Annotated in this window: 18 protein-coding genes; 5 read left to right on the top strand and 13 right to left on the bottom strand. The window is 69.9% G+C overall.

The features are described 5' to 3' along the window. The first annotated feature begins 21 nt into the window (after positions 1–21). The gene (locus PSS76_RS06960; protein ID WP_013416865.1) at positions 22–1,758 is read left to right on the top strand and encodes a TIGR03767 family metallophosphoesterase; all 1,737 of its coding nucleotides are present in this window, start codon (positions 22–24) and stop codon (positions 1,756–1,758) included. On the opposite strand, the gene PSS76_RS06955 is transcribed toward PSS76_RS06960, so the two are convergent. After that, positions 1,755–2,348, bottom strand: a complete 594-nt coding sequence (locus tag PSS76_RS06955; protein WP_022597305.1) for a potassium channel family protein — start codon at positions 2,346–2,348, stop codon at positions 1,755–1,757. The genes PSS76_RS06960 and PSS76_RS06955 overlap by 4 nt on opposite strands. 247 nt (positions 2,349–2,595) lie before the next feature. Between PSS76_RS06955 and PSS76_RS06950 the strand changes: the two genes are divergently transcribed. Continuing rightward, positions 2,596–4,017, top strand: coding sequence for a DUF7159 family protein (locus PSS76_RS06950; protein ID WP_064076648.1), 1,422 nt, complete (start codon positions 2,596–2,598; stop codon positions 4,015–4,017). On the opposite strand, the gene tsaD is transcribed toward PSS76_RS06950, so the two are convergent. Genes tsaD through tsaB form a run of 3 tightly spaced genes read right to left on the bottom strand, consistent with a single transcriptional unit; the run spans position 3,962 to position 6,155 of the window. Beyond that, positions 3,962–5,002 (bottom strand): tRNA (adenosine(37)-N6)-threonylcarbamoyltransferase complex transferase subunit TsaD, encoded by a 1,041-nt coding sequence (gene tsaD, locus PSS76_RS06945; RefSeq protein ID WP_005518444.1) that lies wholly within the window; start codon positions 5,000–5,002, stop codon positions 3,962–3,964. The genes PSS76_RS06950 and tsaD overlap by 56 nt on opposite strands. 5 nt (positions 5,003–5,007) lie before the next feature. Beyond that, on the bottom strand, positions 5,008–5,505 hold the full coding sequence (gene rimI / locus PSS76_RS06940; protein ID WP_005518443.1) for a ribosomal protein S18-alanine N-acetyltransferase: 498 nt from the start codon (positions 5,503–5,505) through the stop codon (positions 5,008–5,010). Continuing rightward, positions 5,502–6,155: a tRNA (adenosine(37)-N6)-threonylcarbamoyltransferase complex dimerization subunit type 1 TsaB gene (gene tsaB / locus PSS76_RS06935; RefSeq protein ID WP_022597309.1), complete on the bottom strand. Its 654-nt coding sequence runs from the start codon at positions 6,153–6,155 to the stop codon at positions 5,502–5,504. The genes rimI and tsaB overlap by 4 nt, the downstream gene beginning before the upstream one ends. A gap of 162 nt (positions 6,156–6,317) precedes the next feature. Here tsaB and PSS76_RS06930 point away from each other — a divergent pair, with 162 nt between their 5' ends. After that, positions 6,318–7,196 (top strand): oxygenase MpaB family protein, encoded by an 879-nt coding sequence (locus PSS76_RS06930; RefSeq protein WP_064079382.1) that lies wholly within the window; start codon positions 6,318–6,320, stop codon positions 7,194–7,196. A 4-nt stretch (positions 7,197–7,200) separates the two neighbouring features. Here the strand turns inward: PSS76_RS06930 and tsaE are convergent, their stop codons facing one another. The 5 genes from tsaE to PSS76_RS06905 all read right to left on the bottom strand — a co-directional run bounded on the left by tsaE (position 7,201) and on the right by PSS76_RS06905 (position 12,324). Then, complete coding sequence (gene tsaE, locus PSS76_RS06925; protein ID WP_064079388.1) at positions 7,201–7,713, bottom strand: tRNA (adenosine(37)-N6)-threonylcarbamoyltransferase complex ATPase subunit type 1 TsaE; 513 nt, start codon at positions 7,711–7,713, stop codon at positions 7,201–7,203. Beyond that, positions 7,703–8,797, bottom strand: a complete 1,095-nt coding sequence (locus PSS76_RS06920; protein WP_216316358.1) for an alpha/beta fold hydrolase — start codon at positions 8,795–8,797, stop codon at positions 7,703–7,705. The genes tsaE and PSS76_RS06920 overlap by 11 nt, the downstream gene beginning before the upstream one ends. Beyond that, a complete protein-coding gene (gene alr, locus PSS76_RS06915; RefSeq protein ID WP_064079387.1) occupies positions 8,794–9,966 on the bottom strand; it encodes an alanine racemase in 1,173 nt (390 codons plus the stop codon). The genes PSS76_RS06920 and alr overlap by 4 nt, the downstream gene beginning before the upstream one ends. Positions 9,967–10,078: 112 nt before the next feature. Beyond that, positions 10,079–11,542, bottom strand: coding sequence for an NAD(P)H-hydrate dehydratase (locus PSS76_RS06910; RefSeq protein WP_064057804.1), 1,464 nt, complete (start codon positions 11,540–11,542; stop codon positions 10,079–10,081). A gap of 5 nt (positions 11,543–11,547) precedes the next feature. Beyond that, complete coding sequence (locus PSS76_RS06905; protein ID WP_013416873.1) at positions 11,548–12,324, bottom strand: VOC family protein; 777 nt, start codon at positions 12,322–12,324, stop codon at positions 11,548–11,550. Positions 12,325–12,398: 74 nt separating this feature from the next. On the opposite strand from PSS76_RS06905, the gene PSS76_RS06900 reads away from it, so the two are divergent. Continuing rightward, positions 12,399–12,770: a cupredoxin domain-containing protein gene (locus PSS76_RS06900; protein WP_064079385.1), complete on the top strand. Its 372-nt coding sequence runs from the start codon at positions 12,399–12,401 to the stop codon at positions 12,768–12,770. Between the two features lie 24 nt (positions 12,771–12,794). On the opposite strand, the gene glmS is transcribed toward PSS76_RS06900, so the two are convergent. After that, on the bottom strand, positions 12,795–14,657 hold the full coding sequence (gene glmS, locus PSS76_RS06895) for a glutamine--fructose-6-phosphate transaminase (isomerizing) (RefSeq protein ID WP_005518432.1): 1,863 nt from the start codon (positions 14,655–14,657) through the stop codon (positions 12,795–12,797). 67 nt (positions 14,658–14,724) lie between these two features. Between glmS and PSS76_RS06890 the strand changes: the two genes are divergently transcribed. Then, positions 14,725–15,609 (top strand): dienelactone hydrolase family protein, encoded by an 885-nt coding sequence (locus PSS76_RS06890; protein ID WP_041674399.1) that lies wholly within the window; start codon positions 14,725–14,727, stop codon positions 15,607–15,609. A gap of 8 nt (positions 15,610–15,617) precedes the next feature. Here the strand turns inward: PSS76_RS06890 and PSS76_RS06885 are convergent, their stop codons facing one another. The 3 genes from PSS76_RS06885 to glmM all read right to left on the bottom strand — a co-directional run bounded on the left by PSS76_RS06885 (position 15,618) and on the right by glmM (position 18,980). After that, positions 15,618–17,267 carry a hypothetical protein gene (locus PSS76_RS06885; protein WP_081182767.1) on the bottom strand — a complete coding sequence of 550 codons (1,650 nt, stop codon included), beginning with the start codon at positions 17,265–17,267 and terminating at the stop codon, positions 15,618–15,620. Continuing rightward, entirely contained in the window at positions 17,267–17,569 is a 303-nt protein-coding gene (locus PSS76_RS06880; RefSeq protein WP_005518427.1) for a hypothetical protein, read from the bottom strand. Before PSS76_RS06880 ends, PSS76_RS06885 begins: the two co-directional genes overlap by 1 nt. A 73-nt stretch (positions 17,570–17,642) precedes the next feature. Then, entirely contained in the window at positions 17,643–18,980 is a 1,338-nt protein-coding gene (glmM, locus tag PSS76_RS06875) for a phosphoglucosamine mutase (protein WP_013416878.1), read from the bottom strand. Positions 18,981–19,028 lie beyond the last annotated feature (48 nt).

The following is a 19,028-nucleotide window of genomic DNA, read 5'->3' as shown; positions in this document are numbered from 1 at the left end:
GTGCGCGTGGGTGAACAGCAGATGAACGGAATGAATCGGCGCACCTTCCTGGGAGCAGCCGGTGTCGGCGCACTCGGGATCTCGGCACTGCCGCTGGTCGGCAACCGATCGTGGAATCCGCTCGCAGCGCAGGCCCGTGCGGCCGCACCGCTGCCGGCGTCGATCGCGGGCACCACGCTCGAATCCGTCGCGGTCCCTCTGGGTTCGAGCGGATATCGCCGGCTGACCGCAGGTCCGGGCTGGCCGCTGGTCGTCCGGAACGATCTCGCGGAGGCCCGGTCCGGACGTGAGGACCGCCGTTCCGACCTGGCCTCGATCGTCCAGCTCACCGACGTCCACGTGCTCGACGCCCAGTCTCCCGTGCGGTTCGAGTACGTCCACCCGTTCCAGGGCGCCGCGTTCCGACCGCAGGAGACCATGACCGCCCAGGGTCTGATCTCGCTGATCGATCGCGTCAACTCCCTGCGCAAGGGACCGCACACCCAGCGCGACTTCGACGCCGTCGTCACCACCGGCGACAACACCGACAACAAGGAATTCGTCGAACTGGGCTGGTTCCTCACCGCCCTCAACGGCGGCGTCATCACCCCCAACACGGGTGATCCGACCCGATACGAGGGCGTGCAGAACTCGGGCGCCGACCTGTACTGGAATCCCGAGTCCTCGATCCAGGACATCTACAAGCAGACGGGCTTCCCCGAGGTCCCCGGGCTGCTGTCCGCGGCGCTGCAGCCCGTGACCAGCCCCGGACTGGACACCAAGTGGTACTGCGTGTTCGGCAACCACGACGACTCCGTCGAGGGCACCCTCCCGAGCGGCATCCCATTCCTCGAGCAGATGTACACGGGCAACAAGAAATTCGAGGTGCCCGACTCCTCGGATCAGGCGGCCCGCATCTCGAGCGCGCTGAGCTCCGATCCGACGGCGCTGCTGAACCTGCTCTCCGCCATCACCACTCCGCCGCGCACCGTGACACCCGACGCGCGCCGACAGCCGTTCACGCCGCGCGAGTTCATCGCCGCCCACCTCGATCCCGCCAACACCGGTCCCGGACCGGTCGGTCACGGCTTCGCGCCCGACGCCGACGAAACGGGCATCGGCTACTACACGTTCGAGATCTCGCCGGGCGTCATCGGCATCAGTATGGACTCGACCAACCGCGCCGGGTTCGTCGACGGCTCGCTCGGCGAGGCACAGTTCAAGTGGATCGAGCAGACCCTGCTCGCCGGCAGCAGCAAGTACTACGACACCAACGGTGCCCTCGTCACGCAGAGCCGCACCGACACCTACTTCGTGCTGTTCAGCCATCACACCAGCACGACGATGGCGAACACCCTGCCGGATCCCGAACGTCCCCTCGAGCCGCGTATCAAGGGCGCACAGCTGGTGGACCTGCTGCACCGCTTCCCGAACGTCCTCGCTTGGGTCAACGGACACACCCACGAGAACCGGATCACCCCGCAGGTGGGCCGGACCCCCGAACAGGGATTCTGGGAGATCAACACCGCCTCGCACATCGACTTCCCGCAGCAGGGACGCATCATCGAGGTCGTCGACAACCACGACGGGACCGTGTCGCTGCTCACCACGCTGATCGAGGCGGACAGCCCCTACCAGGTCGATTACGACGACTTCTCCCCCGCGGGCCTGGCCTCGATGTATCGGGAATTCTCGTTCAACGACATCCACGCGGATGCGAAGCTACTGGGCGGCTCGCCGGACCACAACGTGGAACTCGTCCTCGCCACACTGCGCTAGGAAGAATTGTCACCGGAGGCCGGTGGGGGCACCTCGCCCCCACCGGCCTCCTGCGTATCCTGAAGCGCCCGACCCCATTTGACGGCCTGGGTCAGTAGCTTCACACCCACCGCGAGCATCACCAGATTGCCGACGATCATCACCGTCACGACGGCTCGCGCCGGCTGGGTGACCGCGGCGATGTCGCCGAACCCGACCGTCGCGAACACCGTCAGCGTGAAGTAGAGCGCGTCGATCCGCGTCAGGGTTTCGTTGAACGCCGCCGGATCCATCTGTGAGAGCAGAAAGATCGCTGTGGCCGAGCCGAGAAGATAGACGGGCAACGTCACTGCAAGCGCTTCCGCCGAGCGCACCTCGGGTGTCGGCGAGTGAATGATCTGCCGGACCTGCCAGGCGCACAACGCGACGACCATCGAGGCCCCGCCCGTGAGTACCAGGATCGCGCCCGCATCCGAGACATGGTCCATCGGCAACGCGAAGTAGGCGGTCAGCAGAATCACGACGGTGGCGGCCGAACGCAACAGCGCCCTTCTCAGCATCCGGCGGCGGTCGTGGCGATCGAGGCTCACCAAGTGGATCGCGTCGGACATGAATCCTCGCTTCCGAAGTCACTCGTTGCACGGGCCGACGGAACGATCGCCGTCCGTTCCACCGCGAATGTCCGACCCGACCTGCACGGACGCACACCCGCCGAGCGCCGCCACCCGACATTGGGTAACGTTCGGATAACGACGCCCGTGGCCGGCATCGAATTATCTCAGTTTCCGGCCCGGGACGGCCCGAAACACGGGCGAACCGACACGAGCGAACTCGAACACCGAAAGCAGGAGGTGGACAATGCGAAATTCACTCGGCATCTCCACCGGAGCAGCCGGGGTGTGCAGCGCACTCGTCTCCTCCGACGACACCGGCGTACAGGACGTCGAATACCGCACGATCTCCGCCGACCTCGGAACACAGACCGATCCGGGCGATCTGGCACTGTCCGCAATCGGGCTGATGACCACGCAGGTTCCCGACCGCCGCATCGAGCCGGACGCCATCGCCGTCGCCTACCGCACCGAATCGCAGGCCGCCGCGGTACGTTCCGCGGCGAAGTCCCAGAAGCGGGCGATCCGGCTGGTCCCCGAGACCGCCGCCACCCTCACCTACCTGCGCAGCACCGGACTCGTCGCGCAGTACGGCATCATCGCCCTCGTCGATCTCGGTGCGTCCGGTCTCACCGTGACCATCGTCGACCAGGCCGACGGCACCGTGTTCTTCCGCGACCGCACTGCGGCGGTCAGCGCCGACGCGGCCGCCCACGAGACGGCCGACGAAGCAGGTTCGCGCGCCGCCGAATTCGTGGCCGAGGCCTTCGCCCAGGCCCTGCAGCGGCCCGAGGCACTCGTGCTGGTCGGCGGCGGCGGGCGGATCCCGGGAATCGCCTCCGCGCTGGAATCCACGTTCGACGCCGCGACGATCGCCGTCCCCGAACCCGAGGCCGCCACGGCGAAGGGCGCGGCGCTGCTCGCCGGGTCCCCCGAACGCCAGAAGTTTCCCCTGGTCACCGGGTCCGGTGGACGGGTCTCCGGTGCACTCGTGGCCGCCGTCGTGGTGGGAGGCCTGATGCTCGGCTACGGCGTCAAGGAGATGGTGCCGCAGAGCGAGGAGAACTTCTCCCCTACCGGCAGCCAGGTGATCGAGACCCCCACCACCGGTCCCTACGAGCCTCCTCCCCCTCCTGAGGAGACGTGGCTTCCGACGAAGAATCCCTACCCGACGACCACGTCCGTTCCCGTGCCGCAACCGCCGGTCCCGACATACGACTACAGCACGCCGGAACCGAGCACCAGCTACCCGACGTTCGACGAGACTCCGCCGACGACGTCGGACGTCTCGCCCGAGCCCACCACGACGGCACCCACAACACCGCCGACGACAACGACGACCACCCCGCCACCGGCGACGACCACGAATCCGGACGATCTGCCGTGGATCCCACCGAAATGGCCTGAACTACCCACGTGGCTGCCGGAGATCCCCAGCATCGCGCCACCGGGCACGCAGACCCCGTCGCCGTCCGAGCCGCCGGAGGCGTCCGGTCCGGCCGAGACACCCGAGCAGACTCCGGAATCGGCTCCCACGACGGGGTCCGAGGAGACGGCTGCACCGTCGACCGCGGCACCGGCGCCGGAAGCACCGATCGCGGCCGTCCCCCAGGTCAGTCCCGAATCTGGCTCACCGACACCGGAAGTCCCGGATTCGTCGCCGAGGTGAGCGCCGACGGCTGTGCACCGCCCGCAATGAGGTGCGCACCGAGCGCAGCGATCATCACACCGTTGTCGGTGCACAACCGAGGACGCGGCACTCGCAGCGTGAGACCCGCTGCGGCGCAACGCTCTTCGGCGAGCGCGCGGATCCGCGAGTTCGCCGTCGCACCGCCGCCGAGAACGAGGGTGTCGACCCCGACGTCCTGCGCGGCGCGCACGGCCTTCATCGTCAGCACGTCGGCGACCGACTCCTGGAAGCCCGCCGCGACATCCGCGACCGGAACCTCTTCGCCCGCACGTTGCTTCGCCTCGACGAACCGCGCAACCGCGGTCTTGAGGCCCGAGAACGAGAAGTCGTGACGCGCGTCGCGGGAGCCGGTCATGCCGCGCGGGAACACGATCGCGTTCCGGTCGCCCTGCTGCGCGAGACGATCCAGCGCCGGGCCGCCCGGGAAGCCGAGACCGAGGAGGCGCGCAACCTTGTCGAACGCCTCACCGGCCGCGTCGTCCACGGTCGTGCCGAGTTCCACGATCGGCTTGCGCCCCAACTCCTCCACGTGCAGCAGGTGCGTGTGCCCACCGGAGACGAGGAGCGCCACGCACGGCGGCATCGGCCCGTGCTCGATGGTGTCGACCGCGACGTGACCGCCGAGGTGGTTGATGGCGTAGAACGGCACACCCCACGCCGCGGCGTACGCCTTGGCCGCGGCCACCCCGACCAGCAGCGCGCCGGCCAGCCCGGGGCCGATCGTCACGCAGATCGCGTCGGGCTTGTCGATTTCCGCGGCCGCGAGGGCGCGCTTCATGGTCGGCACCATCGCCTCGAGGTGCGCGCGCGACGCCACCTCCGGCACCACACCGCCGTATCGGGCGTGCTGGTCGACGCTCGACGCCACCTCGTCGGCGAGGAGTTCGCAGCTACCGTCGGAGTTCCACCGAACGATGCCGACACCGGTCTCGTCGCACGAACTCTCGATCCCCATCACGATCATGGCCGTCACTCCTTGCCCTGCCGCTGCGCGGCGTCGGCGTCGGTCGGTGCCGGGCGGCGCATCGTGAATGCGTCCGCGCCGCTCGGCTGGTAGTACCGCTTCCTGGTGCCGACGATCTCGAAGCCCTCGCGCCGGTACAGCGCGATCGCCGGCTCGTTGTCGGTGCGGACCTCGAGGAACACCGGCCCGCCCCACTTGTCCGCCACCCGCAGCAGCTCGCCGAGCAACGCCCCGCCGACCCCGCCGCGCTGCACCGTCGGATCGACACCGATGGTGTGCACCTCGGCCTCCGGTGTGATGCTCGTCCCGAGCAGCGACACCCCGGCGTAACCGATCAGAGCGTCGCTGCTGTCGCGCGCCGCGAAGTAGTGGTTGTGACCGCCCGCGAGCTCCGAGCGGAACGCGTCCGCGCTCCACGGGTCGTCGCCCGGGAACAGCACCTGCTCGAGTTCCGCGCACCGGTCGGCGTCGGTGTCGGCGAGCGGGACGATACGAAAACTCATTTGCGCCGGTCCGCCAACTCCACCGCGTCCGGTCGGCGCAGGTACAGCGGGACCAGCGGCTCCGGTTCCACCCCGACTCGCAGTGCCTGCGCCGCGACCGCGACCAGCCCGGCGGGCGACGGCGTCTCCACCGGCAGCACCGGCAGATCGAACAGATCCACGTGCGAGGCCGACCCGGCGATCACCTGCGACGGCTCGCCGTCCAGGTCGGACGGCTTGATCACCTCGGGCCCCTCGACGCGCTTCCCCTGCGAGTATCGCGCCCAGTACACCTCGCGCCGACGGGCGTCGGTGACCACCAACAGGTCCCGGCCGTCCGCGGCATCCGCGGCGATCGCGTCGAGGCTGCACACGCCGTGGACCGGGATGCCGAGCGCGTCGCCGAACGCGGCACCCGTCGCCATCCCCACCCGCAGTCCGGTGAACGGCCCGGGACCGACGCCGACGACGACGGCGTCGAGATCGGCCGGGGCGTAGCCCGACTCGGCCAGGCACTCGAGGATCTGCGGCGTCAGGACCTCCGCGTGTGCGCGGGCGTCGACAGTGGCCCGCGTCGCGAGCGACCGCGGGGCGTCGGCGGACTCTGGGTCGAAGCGCACGACTCCCGCAGTGACCGCAGGGGTGGAGGTGTCGATGGCAAGCACAAGCACGATGTACCAGGCTACTCGCACTCCACGGGGCTCCCCCGAGCCGGCCGACCAGCGGACTTTCGATCGCCGTTCCGGCGCGTCGTCTTGGTGCAAATGTGATATTTCGGGAATATCTCGACCAATGCCCCACCGGGCAGCCGGGGGACCAGGAAAGGTGGCGAAATGAGTGGGGCAGTCGAAGATCTCGAACAGCAGACATCGTCCGCCCGTCAGGACGACGGGCTCTTCGGACCGGACAGCGTCACCTGGCGCTTGTTCGCCGATCCGGCGTCCTCCCTGGGCGCCGTCTGCGGCATTCTGTTGCAGACCCTCAACCCCGACATGATGACGCTGTTCAGCAAGGTCTCCGCCAACTACGGCGACGCTGCCGGCCGCGCCGCGCGCACCGTCAAATACCTCGACACCACGGTCTTCGGGGACACCGCGCACGCTCTCGCCGCCGGTGAGGCCGTGCGGCGCATGCACCGTCACGCCAAGTGGACCGACGAGCGCACCGGCCGGGTCCTCGTCGCCGACGAGCCGGACTGGCTCGTGTGGACCCACAACACGCTGGTGTGGGGCATCCTGCGAAGCTCCGAGATGTACGGGCCGAGCCTCACGGCGGCCGAACGCGACCGCTTCGTCGTCGAGCAGCACAAGGCGGCCGAACTCGTCGGCATCGACCCGTCCACGCTGGCCTCGACACATGCCGAACTCGACGACTACATCCACGGTCAAGTGGACTGGCTGGCGGTCACGCTGCCGGCGGCCGAGGCCACCGTCGCGCTACGCAAGCCGACGCTGAAGGGCAACCCGATCAAGGTCGCGTCGTCGGTGGTGATCCAGGACGGCATCATCGCGCTGCTGCCCGAGTGGGCGCGCACGATGTTCGGTGTCGCCGGCCGCCCGATGAGCCTCGGCGGCGCCGCCCGCGCGACTCGCCTGCTCATGGCCGCCGCCCGGCGCAACAAGCCCTACGAGAAGCTGATCGCCGACATGTTGTCGGAGGTCGACGCGCATCCGTACCGCAAGGTGCGCGGTATCGACGGGATGCGCCGCTGACGGATCAGCGAACGGCGGGACCGGATACCCACTCCCACACGGCAGTACGGACATCCGACTCCGGTTCCCGCCGCAGCCGCACCCGCAGGTGCCGATCGGCGAGATGCTCGACCACACCCTCGCCCCACTCGACGACGACGACGGCCGACGCCAGATCGGTGTCGAGGTCGAGCGCGTCGAGCTGGTCGTGCATGTCCACGGCGGCATCGGAGGCCACCGCCTCGTTCAACCGGTAGGCGTCGACGTGGACCAGCGCGACCGGGGTGCCGCCGTCCGGGCGTGGGCCGGCCCGGTGCTCTCGCGCGATGATGAACGTCGGGGACGTCACGCGTCCCTCGACCCCGAGACCGGCGGCGATGCCTCGGGTCAACGCGGTCTTGCCGGCGCCGAGCGGACCGTCGAGCACGACCAGGTCGCCCGCCCCCAGGTCGGCCGCCAGCGCGCGTCCGAGCGCCTCGGTGTCCGCGGTCGTCGGCAGGGTCGCCTCGCCACGTCCGGTTCGCGTGTCAGCCGACATCTGTTCGCTCCAGTCCACCCACCAGCGCCGCATTCTCGCGATCCTCGCGTCTCGACACGGCGCGCCGGACCAGCCGATCGATCGCATCGGAGGTTACCTGCGGGAACTCGAGCTCCACGAGATGGCCCGCGTCCCGCACCCGCACCAGCTCGGCGCGGGACAATCCCGCGGCGAGCGCTTTCGAGCTGGAGAACGGGATGATCATGTCGGCGTCGCCGCACAGGACCAGCGCCGGAACGTCGCCCAGCACCGGCAGGGCCTCGGATTCGTCGTGCAACTCGAGGGATTCGAGGAAGTTGACCACCGTCACGACCGAGACGTCACTGAGCATGCCGTCGGAGAACTCGACCAGCCGCGGGCTCACCTCGGTGCCGTACGACGCCGCCCGCAGGATCGGCGAGATGATCGCGCGGGCCGCGCCGCGGGCCTGCTGCACGACGCCGGGCGCGGTCCGCACCGCGAGACGGAAGGCGTCGATCACCGGGTTGTTCAGGTTGCGGCCGAGTCCCGACTTGTTCAGACCGGCCGCCGTGGTGGCGAGCAGTCCGACACCGATCACCCTGTCGTCGAACAGCTCCGGGAACTGACGGGCCATCGCCAGGATCGTCATGCCGCCCATCGAATGACCGACCAGGACGACCGGGCCCGACGGGGCCGTCGCCTCGACGACGGCCGCCAGGTCGCGGCCCAACTGCGCGATGGTGCAGCTCTCGACGGTCGGCGTCCCGGATTCGCCGTGTCCCCGCTGGTCGTAGAACACCATCCGAGCCGAGTCCCCCCACCGGTGCGCGAGCTGAGTCCGCTGGAAATGCCACGACTCCATCCGCAGGCAGTACCCGTGCACGAAGATCACCGTGAGCGGTGCGTCGGCGGGCCCCACCTCGCGGACCAGGAGCGGTACGTCGTCCTCCGTGGTGACGACGCGACTGCGGTCACGGGAGAACACCGTGAAGTCCTCGGACGCGTAGATCTCCGGGCCGCGGCGGGTCGTCGCCGCCTTCACCGCGTTGAGCCCCGCGAGCGTCCCGATCGCCGCGACGCCCGCCACCCCACCGAACAGCCCGAGCCGGTTCAGGATGTTCATGACCGGCCACCCGGGCCTCCGACATAGGTCCGGATCGTCCGGCCCCGTACCGACGTCACCACCTCGTAGTGGATGGTGTCGAGCGCGTCCGCCCAGTCCTGCGCGTGGGGCACGCCGCGGTCACCGTCACCGTCGCCGAAGAAGACCGCGGTATCGCCCTCCCGGACTCCCGCGCCGTCCGGTCCGAGGTCGACGACCACCTGGTCCATGCAGACCCGGCCGATTCCGGGACGCCGATCGTCGCCGAGCCACACCTCGAAACGACCGCCGAGCGCGCGCGGGATCCCGTCCGCGTAGCCGACCGGAAGCAACGCCACCGTCGTGTCGTGCGGCGCCACCCACGTGTGCCCGTAGGAGACGCCCTCTCCTGCCGCCACCTTCTTCACCAGTGCCACCCTCGATCGGAACGTCATGACCGGCCGCAGGCCGAACGTCCCCAGGTCCGGAACCGGGGACAGTCCGTATATCGCGATTCCGGGCCGAACCATGTCGAACCGCAGGTCGGGACGGGTGAGGGTGGCCGCCGAGTTCGACAGGTGCGCCGCCTCAGGGACCAGACCGATGCGCTCGGCGTCCTCGAGGGCACTCGTGAAACGCTCGCGCTGGTCGTCGATGACCGGGTGGTGCGGCTCGTCCGCGTGCGCGAGGTGGGAGAACACGCCCTTGAAGCGGATGGCGCCCTCTGCCTCGACGCGCGCGAGATCCTTCAGGAAGTCGGTCCACTCCTCGCGGGACACACCGTTGCGGTTGAGGCCGGTGTCGACCTTGACCGTCACGGTCGCGGCGGTGCCGACCTGACGGGCCGCCGCGGCGACGGCAGCCAGGTGCCGCGGCGACGACAGCCCCAGTTCCACCCCGGCAGCGACCGCGGGGGCGAAGTCCGAGTCCGCGGTGTGCAGCCACGACAGCACGGGTGCGGTGATGCCGGCGTTCTTGAGTTCGAGTCCCTCGGCAAGCGTCGTGACACCGAGTTCTCCGGCACCGGCTGCCAACGCAGCCCGCGCGACCGGTACGGCACCGTGGTTGTAGGCGTCGGCCTTGACGACCGCCATGACCGTGGCGCCGCCCGCGTGCTCACGCAGGATGCCGATGTTGTGGGCCACCGCGTCGAGGTCGATCACCGCTTCCGCCTGAGGCGCCGCCGCAGATGGAGGCGTATTCGCCGCCACGGGGGCGCTCGTCTGGGTCGGGGCGGTGTCGGGCTCCTGCGCGGTAGTGGTCACGAACTTCGATCCTGCCACTCGTCAGGAGGAAACTCCTGCACGGGTAGAACCCGACCAGTCACGATCGAGACACATGTGAGCTCGGGAACACTCGCAGGATTCGGATCGCCGATCGCAGATGCGCGAGCAACGTCGACGCCGAGATGGGCGCGAGCCCCGCGTCCCCCGTCTCGTCGGATCCCTCCCGAGCTCCCAGATTGGCCGCGAGCGAATGCGCCCGTGCACCCGCGGCGGCGGCCAGGGACGGTTCGAGTCCGGTGGCCAGCAGCGCACCGACGATGCCGGACAGGACGTCCCCCGAACCCGCCGTCGCGGCCCACGAACTGCCCGCGTCGTTGACGAGCACCCGGCCCGACGGCTCCGCGATCACCGTTGCTCGCCCCTTGAGCAGGACCGTCACGCCCCATTCCGCGGCCAGAGCACGCGCCGCCGCGACCCGGTCGGGTGTCGGTGCGACGCTCGTGAGCCGCTCGAATTCGCCGGCGTGCGGAGTCAACAGGGTCGGCGCGGCGCGGTGCCGGACGAGATCGGGGTGCTTCGCGAGCAGATTCAGACCGTCGGCGTCGATCAGCACCGGAACGTCGGAGTCGAGCACGGTCCGCAACTCCTCGAACGCGGCGTCGTCGGTGCCGATCCCGGGGCCGACCACCCACGCCTGCACCCGCCCGGCCTCCGCCGGTGACGGCGCCGCCACCACCTCGGGCCAGTGCCCGACGACCTCGTCCGCCGCCCGGCCGGCGTAGCGCACCATTCCCGCCGTCGCCGTGACCGCCGCGCCGGCCGACAGCACCGCCGCGCCCGGATACCGCCGGCTCCCCGCGACGACCCCGACGACGCCCTGCGTGTACTTGTCGTCCGCCGCATGCGGCACCGGCCACAACCGGCCGACCTCCCACGGATCGAGTGCCTGCAGGTCTGCTTCGGGGAGTGTGAGGCCGATGGGCACCAGTTCGACGCGTCCACAGCGCGCGGCGGCGAGCGCGTGCACGGGCTTGAGCGCCCCGAACGCGACGGTGACCGCCGCCGTCACCGCGGGGCCGTCCACCGCCCCGGTGTCCGGGTCGACGCCACTCGGCAGGTCGACCGCCACGATCGGGGCGTCGAGCTGCGCGACGATCGCGGCCGCGGCGGGACGGAGCGGTCCGGTCCCGGAGATGCCGACGATGCCGTCGAGCACCAGATCGGGATCGCCCGGGTCGGGCGAGACCCGCCCACCCGCGGCCTGCAGCGCCGCCAGGCCCGCCGGGTGCGCGCGGTCCGGATTCAACAGGACCGCGGTGACCGCGACGCCGCGCCGGCGCAACAGCGCGCCCGCCCACAGCGCGTCGCCGCCGTTGTCGCCGGAGCCTACGAGCAGCGTGACGCGGCGGCCCACCACGCCGCCGGTCCGCGCCCGCAACTCACCCGCCGCCACCCGCGCCAACCCGTGGGCTGCGCGGCCCATCAACGTGCCGTCGGGCAGGCTCGCCAACAGCGGCGCCTCCGCGGCCTTGACCTGCTGCGCCGTGTAATAGTTCCGCATCTCCGTCAGGCCGCCACCGGGCCGGAGATCATGAACCGGGCACCGTTCGGATCGGCCACCTGCGCCATCCGGCCGTACTCGGTGTCCCACGGCTGGGTGAGGACCTCACCGCCGAGGTCGACGACCCGCGCGATCGCGGCATCGGTGTCGTCGACCTGCACGAACATCTGCCAGTGCGACGGCACCTCGGGCGGCAGCGCCTTGCTCGCATCGAAGATCCCCGCCAGGTCCTCACCGTCGAATCGGCCTGTCGAGTAGCGGAATTCGTCGCTGTCGCTCAGGGTGGCCAGATCCCATCCGAACACGTCCCGATAGAAGGGCAGCGCGGCGTCGTAGTCCTTGCTGACCAACTCGAACCACGCGGGCGTGTTGGACTCGCCGATCATCCCGAAACCCTTGTGTTCGCCCGGCTGCCACACACCCACGACGCCACCCGACGCGTCCTGGAACATCGCCATCCGCCCCTGCCGCGGAACCGTCATCGGCTCCATCATCACCTGGCCACCGGCCTTCGAAACGGCCTCGGCGGTCGCGTCCGCATCGGCCGTTGCCAGGTAGGTCGTCCACACGTCCACGTACGGGTTCCCGGCCTGCCCGGGCATCGCTCCGGCCACCGGCTTCCCGCCGGCGAGGAACATCACGTAGCCGCCGTACTCCTCGGAAGACCCCTCGTGGGTCCATCCGAAGAGAGCGTCGTAGAAGGCGGTGGCGCGGTCGATGTCGGACGACTGCAGGTCGATCCAGCAAGGGGCGCCGAGCGGCGCGGATTCACGGGCAGGCATGGCAACTCCTCGTGCGATTCGAGGTCGGTACAGGTGTGGGAGGACACACTCGCCGTCAGACTACGCTGAATTGCATGAAAGCACGGGCAACCGCGATGGCCATCGGAATCGCTTTGGCTGCAACCCTTTCCGGGTGCAGCTCCGACGCGGGAGGCGGTGCTCCGGTAGACCTTCCGGGCGGCACGGACAAAGCACTCACCGTCGAGGTGAAGAACATGACCTACTCGCCCGCGTCGATCACGATCCAGGCCGGCCAGACCGTGACCTGGGTGTTCGACGACCGCGGCGTCCCGCACGACGTCGTCGGACTGGGAAGCGCCGAGTCCGTCCTGCGCAGCCCGCTGCTGAAGACCGGCACGTGGCAGTTCACGTTCACCGAGCCGGGGACGTACGACTACACGTGCTCTCTGCACCCGGACATGCTCGGTGTGGTCGTGGTGGTCTGACGACCACACCGAGTAGGCGTCGGACTATTCGACGGTGACGGACTTCGCGAGGTTGCGCGGCTTGTCCACATCCAGGCCGCGGGCGACCGCGACCTCCGCCGCGAAAACCTGCAGCGGAATCGTGGACAGCAGCGGCTGCAGCAGCGTCGGCGCCGCCGGGATCTCGATGAGATGGTCGGCATGCGCCCGCACAGCCTCGTCGCCCTCCTCCGCGATGACGATCGTCGTCGCGCCGCGCGCCTTGATCTCCTGGATGTTCGACACCAGCTTCGAGTGCAGCACCGCACGCCCCTTCGGCGACGGCATCACGACGATGACCGGCAGGCCCTCCTCGATCAACGCGATCGGGCCGTGCTTGAGCTCACCGGCCGCGAAGCCCTCCGCGTGCATGTACGCCAACTCCTTGAGCTTGAGCGCACCCTCGAGCGCCACCGGGTAGCCCACGTGGCGGCCCAGGAACAGCACCGCCGACGAATCGGCGAACTGCCGGGCCAGCGCACGCACCGGCTCGACCGTCTCGAGGACACGGGACACCAGGCCCGGCATCGCCGCGAGATCGGCGTACTCCCGGGCCACCTCGTCCGGGTACTTCGTGCCGCGCGCCTGCGCCAACGCCAGCCCCACCAGGTAGTTCGCGGTCACCTGGGCGAGGAAGGCCTTGGTGGAGGCCACGGCGATCTCCGGACCGGCCCGCGTGTAGAGGACGGCGTCGGCCTCACGGGGAATCTGCGCACCGTTGGTGTTGCAGACCGCCAGCACCCGGGCCTTCTGGTCCTTCGCGTGCTTGACCGCCTCGAGCGTGTCCGCCGTCTCACCCGACTGCGAGATCGCGACGACGAGCGTGGAGCGATCCAGCACCGGGTCGCGGTAGCGGAACTCGCTCGCGAGCTCGACCTCGACGGGAAGCCGCGTCCAGTGTTCGATCGCGTACTTCGCGAGCAGACCCGAGTGGTACGCGCTGCCGCACGCCACGACGAACACCTTGTCGACGTCGCGCAGCTCCTGATCGGACAGCCGCTGCTCGTCGAGCACGATCGTGCGATCGACGAAGTGGCCACGCAGGGTGTCGGCGACGGCCTGCGGCTGCTCCTGGATCTCCTTGAGCATGAAGTAGTCGTGGCCACCCTTCTCGGCGGCCTGCAGGTCCCAGTCGATCCGGAAGGGACGGCCCTGCTGCTCGTTGCCCGCGAAGTCGCTGATCGAGTAGCCGTCCGCGGTGATCACCACCACCTGGTCCTGGCCGAGCTCGACCGCGTCCCGGGTGTGCTCGATGAACGCCGCGACGTCGGAGCCGACGAAGGTCTCGCCGTCGCCGACACCGACGACGAGCGGAGTCGACCGACGCGCCGCAATGATCATGTCGGGGTGATCGGCGTGCGTGAACACCAGCGTGAACGCACCCTCGAGCCGGCGCAGCACCGCCAGCGCGCTCTGCAGGAAGTCACCCGCGGTGGGCCCCGACTCGTACGCCTTGGCGACGAGATGGACGGCAACCTCGGAGTCGGTGTCACTGAGCAGATCGACGCCCGCGGCCTCGAGTTCACCGCGCAAAGGAGCGAAGTTCTCGATGATGCCGTTGTGCACGACGGCGAACCGACCGCTGGCATCCCGATGCGGATGCGCATTGCGGTCGGTGGGCTTGCCGTGCGTCGCCCACCGCGTATGTCCCATGCCGGTAGTGCCGACGAACGAGTCCCGTCCGATCTCGTCGAGCTCTGCCTTCAGATTGTCGAGACGTCCTGCCTTGCGCTCGGTCGCCAAGCCCCCCTTGCCGTCCAGGATCGCGACGCCGGCGGAGTCGTAGCCGCGGTATTCCATCCGCTGCAACGCCTTCTCCACGACATCCAGAGCCTGGCGGTGGCCTACGTACCCCACGATTCCGCACATGGTTCACCAGGGTACTTGGGCGACCGTGTGGAGCGAACTCGGTCTGCGATCGGATAACGTCACACCCGTGGCGCAGACACCTAAATCCCTGGTATCCAAGCTGTCCAAGCGTGGCCCGCACAAGGTGCTGCGCGGCGACCTCGCGCTCGCAGGACAGCCCGGCGTCGTCTACACACCCGCCGAGGGATTCAACCTGCCCGCCGTCGCCTTCGGTCACGACTGGATGGTGGGTCCCGACAACTACGCCGGCACCTTCGAACACCTCGCGTCGTGGGGAATCGTCGTCGCCGCACCGGGCACCGAACGTGGGCCGGTTCCCTCACATCTCGGACTCGCCGCCGATCTCGTCACAGCCCTCGACATCTGCACCGGTGTCCGGCTGGGCTCCGGCCGGATCAGCGTGCAACCGGAACGCCTCGCCGTCGCCGGGCACGGCATGGGGGCCGGGGCCGCCGTCCTCGCGGCGGCGCAGCACACGACGATCAAGGCCGTCGCCGCGCTGTTCCCCTCGCCGACGGCACCGTCCTCGGCGGTCGCCGCGGGCCGGGTCTCCGCCGCGGGACTGATCCTCGCCGGCGCGAAGGACGTCGACTCCCTGAACAGCGACGCCCTCGCTCTCGACGACGCCTGGCGAGGATCGACGCTGCTGCGCGTCGTCGACAAGGCATCCGACTCCGGACTCGTCGAGGGGCGCCGCCTGCTCGGTTTCCTCGGAGTCGGCGGATCGGAGCGGCGGACGCAGCGCGTGACGCGCGCCATGCTGACCGGCTTCCTGCTGCACCGGCTCACCGGCGACAAGGCGTACGCCGCGTTCGCCGACCCCGACGCCCACTTCCCCGGCACGCATCCCGCCGTCCGCGAGGACGCCGAGCACGACGGTCACCCTCTCGATCCGCGTGAGCTCGCCGCGCACCGCGCGGGCACCCAGGCCGGACGACTGCTCGGCGGCTGATCCCGGCCTCACATCGCGCCGGCCTCGGCGAGCGCGACTCCCTGATCATCGCCTTCGGGGGCCGGTGGGCCCACCTCGGCGAGAGTCGGTTCGACGGCGCCAGCGACGACGGGCGCCGGTGCGGATGCCGGTGTCCTGCTGCCGCGGACCGGATTGGATCCCGCTCCAGGAACGGTCCCGCCGGAGTCGGATTGCCCTGCCGCCTGTTCCGGGGCCGCCTGTTCGGGGGCCGACGGTTCGGGCCCCGACTGTTCCGGCCCCGGTACGCAGTAGGCGGCCGGCGCGGGCGGCTCGGGTTCGGGTTCGCATTCCGGCTCGGGTTCGCATTCCGGCTCCGGTGCCGGCTCAGCGACCGTCTCGGCAGGAGCAGCAGCCGTGGGTTCGGGACACTGAGGTTCCGGTGCCGGCTCCGGACTCTTCGACGCTGGTTCCGAGGTCGTCGGCCCTGGTTCCGGTGCAGGCGCAGGCGGTTCGGGTTCGGGTGTCCCGGTGCCGCAACTGCACTCGCAATCGCACCCGCACCCGTCCTGTCGCTCCGGGCCCGGCTCCGGGACACTCCCGGTCTCGCATACCGACTCCGACAGCTCGACCACCACCTCACCCACGATGCCGAGTGCCATCTCGGCCACCGCGCCGACGATCGCACCCGCAGCACGGACCGCGCCGTCGATCGCGAGCGAGCCGCCCGTTCCGACCGATACCCCCGTCTCGGCCGCTCTGATCGTGACGCCGGGAGTGGGCATCGACGGCAGGACGCCGGCAGGTGCAGTCGGCGCCGTTCCGGCCGTCTGGGCTGCGGCGACTCCCGTCCCGGCGCACGTCAGGCCGGCCAGACTACTGGTGGGCGATGGCACGGAGGGCGCGGAGGGCGTAGAGGGCTCGGAGACTGTGGCGCACGCCGGGGTCGTGGTGGGTGTCGACGACGGCTGCGGGCACGGCTGTGGCGCAGGCGCCGCGATGCCGGTACAGATCTCTTCGAATCCCGCCGGCGCCCGGAACGCGCTGTCGTCGACAGCGCAGAATGCAGCGTCGAGGTTCCGGAACACCGCGTCGACCGTGGATTCCGTGGCATCGCACAGGTCGACGAATTCCGCTGTGGTGTCGCGGATCCGGGCGAGGAACACTTCCACCGCCCAGTTCGCGGCATCGTCCGCCGCCGTGCCGAAGCTCGCGGCGTTCTCGACGATTCGGTCGACCTCCGCGACGGTGCGGCCGCAGGCACGAGTCGGGTCGAGACTCGCGACCCACTCCGCCTTGCGTGCAGCCGCTTCCCGCAGCACACGGTCGGCCTCGGCCAGCGCACATCTCAAGTCGGCCAGGTCCTGCTGCAGGCGGGCCGCCCGCTCGAGGTGTCCGGCGAAATGCGCGTCGACGGCATCGGACGTGTGCCCCTGCCATGCCTCGGCGACGGCGGTACGCACCCGCTCCTGGTCGTCGCACCGCTGGTCGATGTCTGCCGCCACCCGTGTCACGACATCGATGTCGGCGGCCAGGGCGTCGAGTCGGATGTCGTTCTGCTCGAAGTAGCGTGCCTCGATCTCGTCGTAGGCCGGGAACGTGTCCCCTGTGCCCGCCCGCTCGGCCACGAAAGCTGCCCGGGGAACGAAGGTCGCGAAGAACTGCAGCCCGTCAGCGGCGGCCCTCGACAGGGCTTCCATCACAGCGCCCCGAGCGACACGACGTTGCCGGCGTTCGCGGTGTCCCGGCCGTCGTAGGCGTCGACCGTTTCGACGAGTCCTCGCGCAAGGGCCGACGAGCCCGTCGAGAACGCGCCGATCGCCCGGGCAAGCCGCAGGTAGCCCTCACGGATCGCGCGTTCCCTGCCCGGATCACCCAAACCGTTGCCGAACCGGCACTGGCCGACCTGCCAGACGAGACCGCTGGATCCCTCTGCACTCGCCTGCAGCGACCGAGCCGCTGCCCGTACCCTCGCGACGTCGATCGAGACCACGTCTGCCATCGGTTCCACCTTCCGCGCTGTCGATCTGGACTCTTATGCCCAGTTCGACGCAGGAGGTGGCCGTACGGTTCCGTCAGACCGACGCCACGTGCCCCGCGAGGGTCTCCGCGATCCTCTGCGCCACATCCAGATCCGCAGCCTCGACCATGACCCGCACCAGCTGCTCGGTGCCGGACGGACGCAACAGCACCCGGCCCGTGTCACCGAGTTCGGTCTCGGCAGTCTCGATCGCCGACAGCACCTGCGGGGCGGCGGCGACGGCAGCCTTGTCCGCGACCCGGACATTGATCAGAACCTGAGGCAGCGAGGTCATCGCCCCCGCGAGCGCTGCGAGGGGCTCACCCGTGCTCGCCATCCGTCCCATCAACCGCAGACCGGTCAGGACGCCGTCCCCCGTGGTTCCGTGGCCCGGGAGCACGACGTGCCCCGACTGCTCGCCGCCGAGGCTGAAGCCCCCCGCGCGCAGTTCCTCGAGCACGTAGCGATCGCCGACCGCGGTGGTCCGCAACTCGATTCCGGCCTCACGCATCGCGATGTGCAGACCGAGGTTGCTCATGACGGTGGCGACGAGAGTGTTCCGCACGAGTTCACCGGATTCGTGCATGCCGATCGCCAAGACGGTCATGATCGCGTCACCGTCGACGACGGCCCCCGACGCGTCGACGGCCAGGCAGCGGTCGGCATCGCCGTCGTGGGCCAGGCCGAGGTCGGCACCGTGTTCGACGACTGCCCGCTGCAGCCCCTCCAGGTGGGTCGAACCACAGCCGTCGTTGATGTTCACACCGTCGGGTTCACCGTTGATCACGATCACCGTCGCGCCGGCGGCGCGGTACGCCTCGGGGGCGACCGTCGATGCGGCGCCGTGCGCGCAGTCGACGACCACGGTCAGTCCGTCGAGGCGGACGTCGAGCGCATCGGCGAGATGGGCGAGGTACCGACTGGTGGCGTCGAACGCTACGTCGACGCGGCCGATACCGGCGCCGATGGGCCGACGGCGGGGCCCGGCAGCGATCGCGGCCTCGATCCGGTCCTCGATCTCGTCGTCGAGTTTGTGGCCGCCGGCAGCGAAGATCTTGATGCCGTTGTCGGGCATCGGGTTGTGCGACGCCGAGATCATCACCCCGAGCGCGGCGCCGTATTCACCGGTCAGGTACGCAACGGCCGGCGTCGGGAGGATTCCGACGAGCACGACGTCGACACCGGCTGCGGTGAGTCCGGCGGTGACCGCGGCCTCGAGCATTTCACCGCTGGCGCGCGGGTCGCGGCCGACGACCGCGACAGGTCGCTCCGACGCCGGTCCGGGGGGCGCGAGAACCTCCGCTGCTGCGGCGGCAACCTTCAACGCCAACTCGGCGGTCAACTCGGCGTTCGCCAAGCCCCGCACACCGTCCGTGCCGAACATACGACCCATAGATTCCGACCCCTCCAGATCCCGGCGAGCATTCAGGTGAAACACGAA

The organism is Prescottella sp. D32 (genome assembly GCF_037287305.1).
Taxonomy (GTDB): Bacteria; Actinomycetota; Actinomycetes; order Mycobacteriales; family Mycobacteriaceae; genus Prescottella; species Prescottella equi.
Note: the sequence above shows the minus strand (reverse complement) of the source record. Positions and strands in the feature narration are given on the sequence as shown.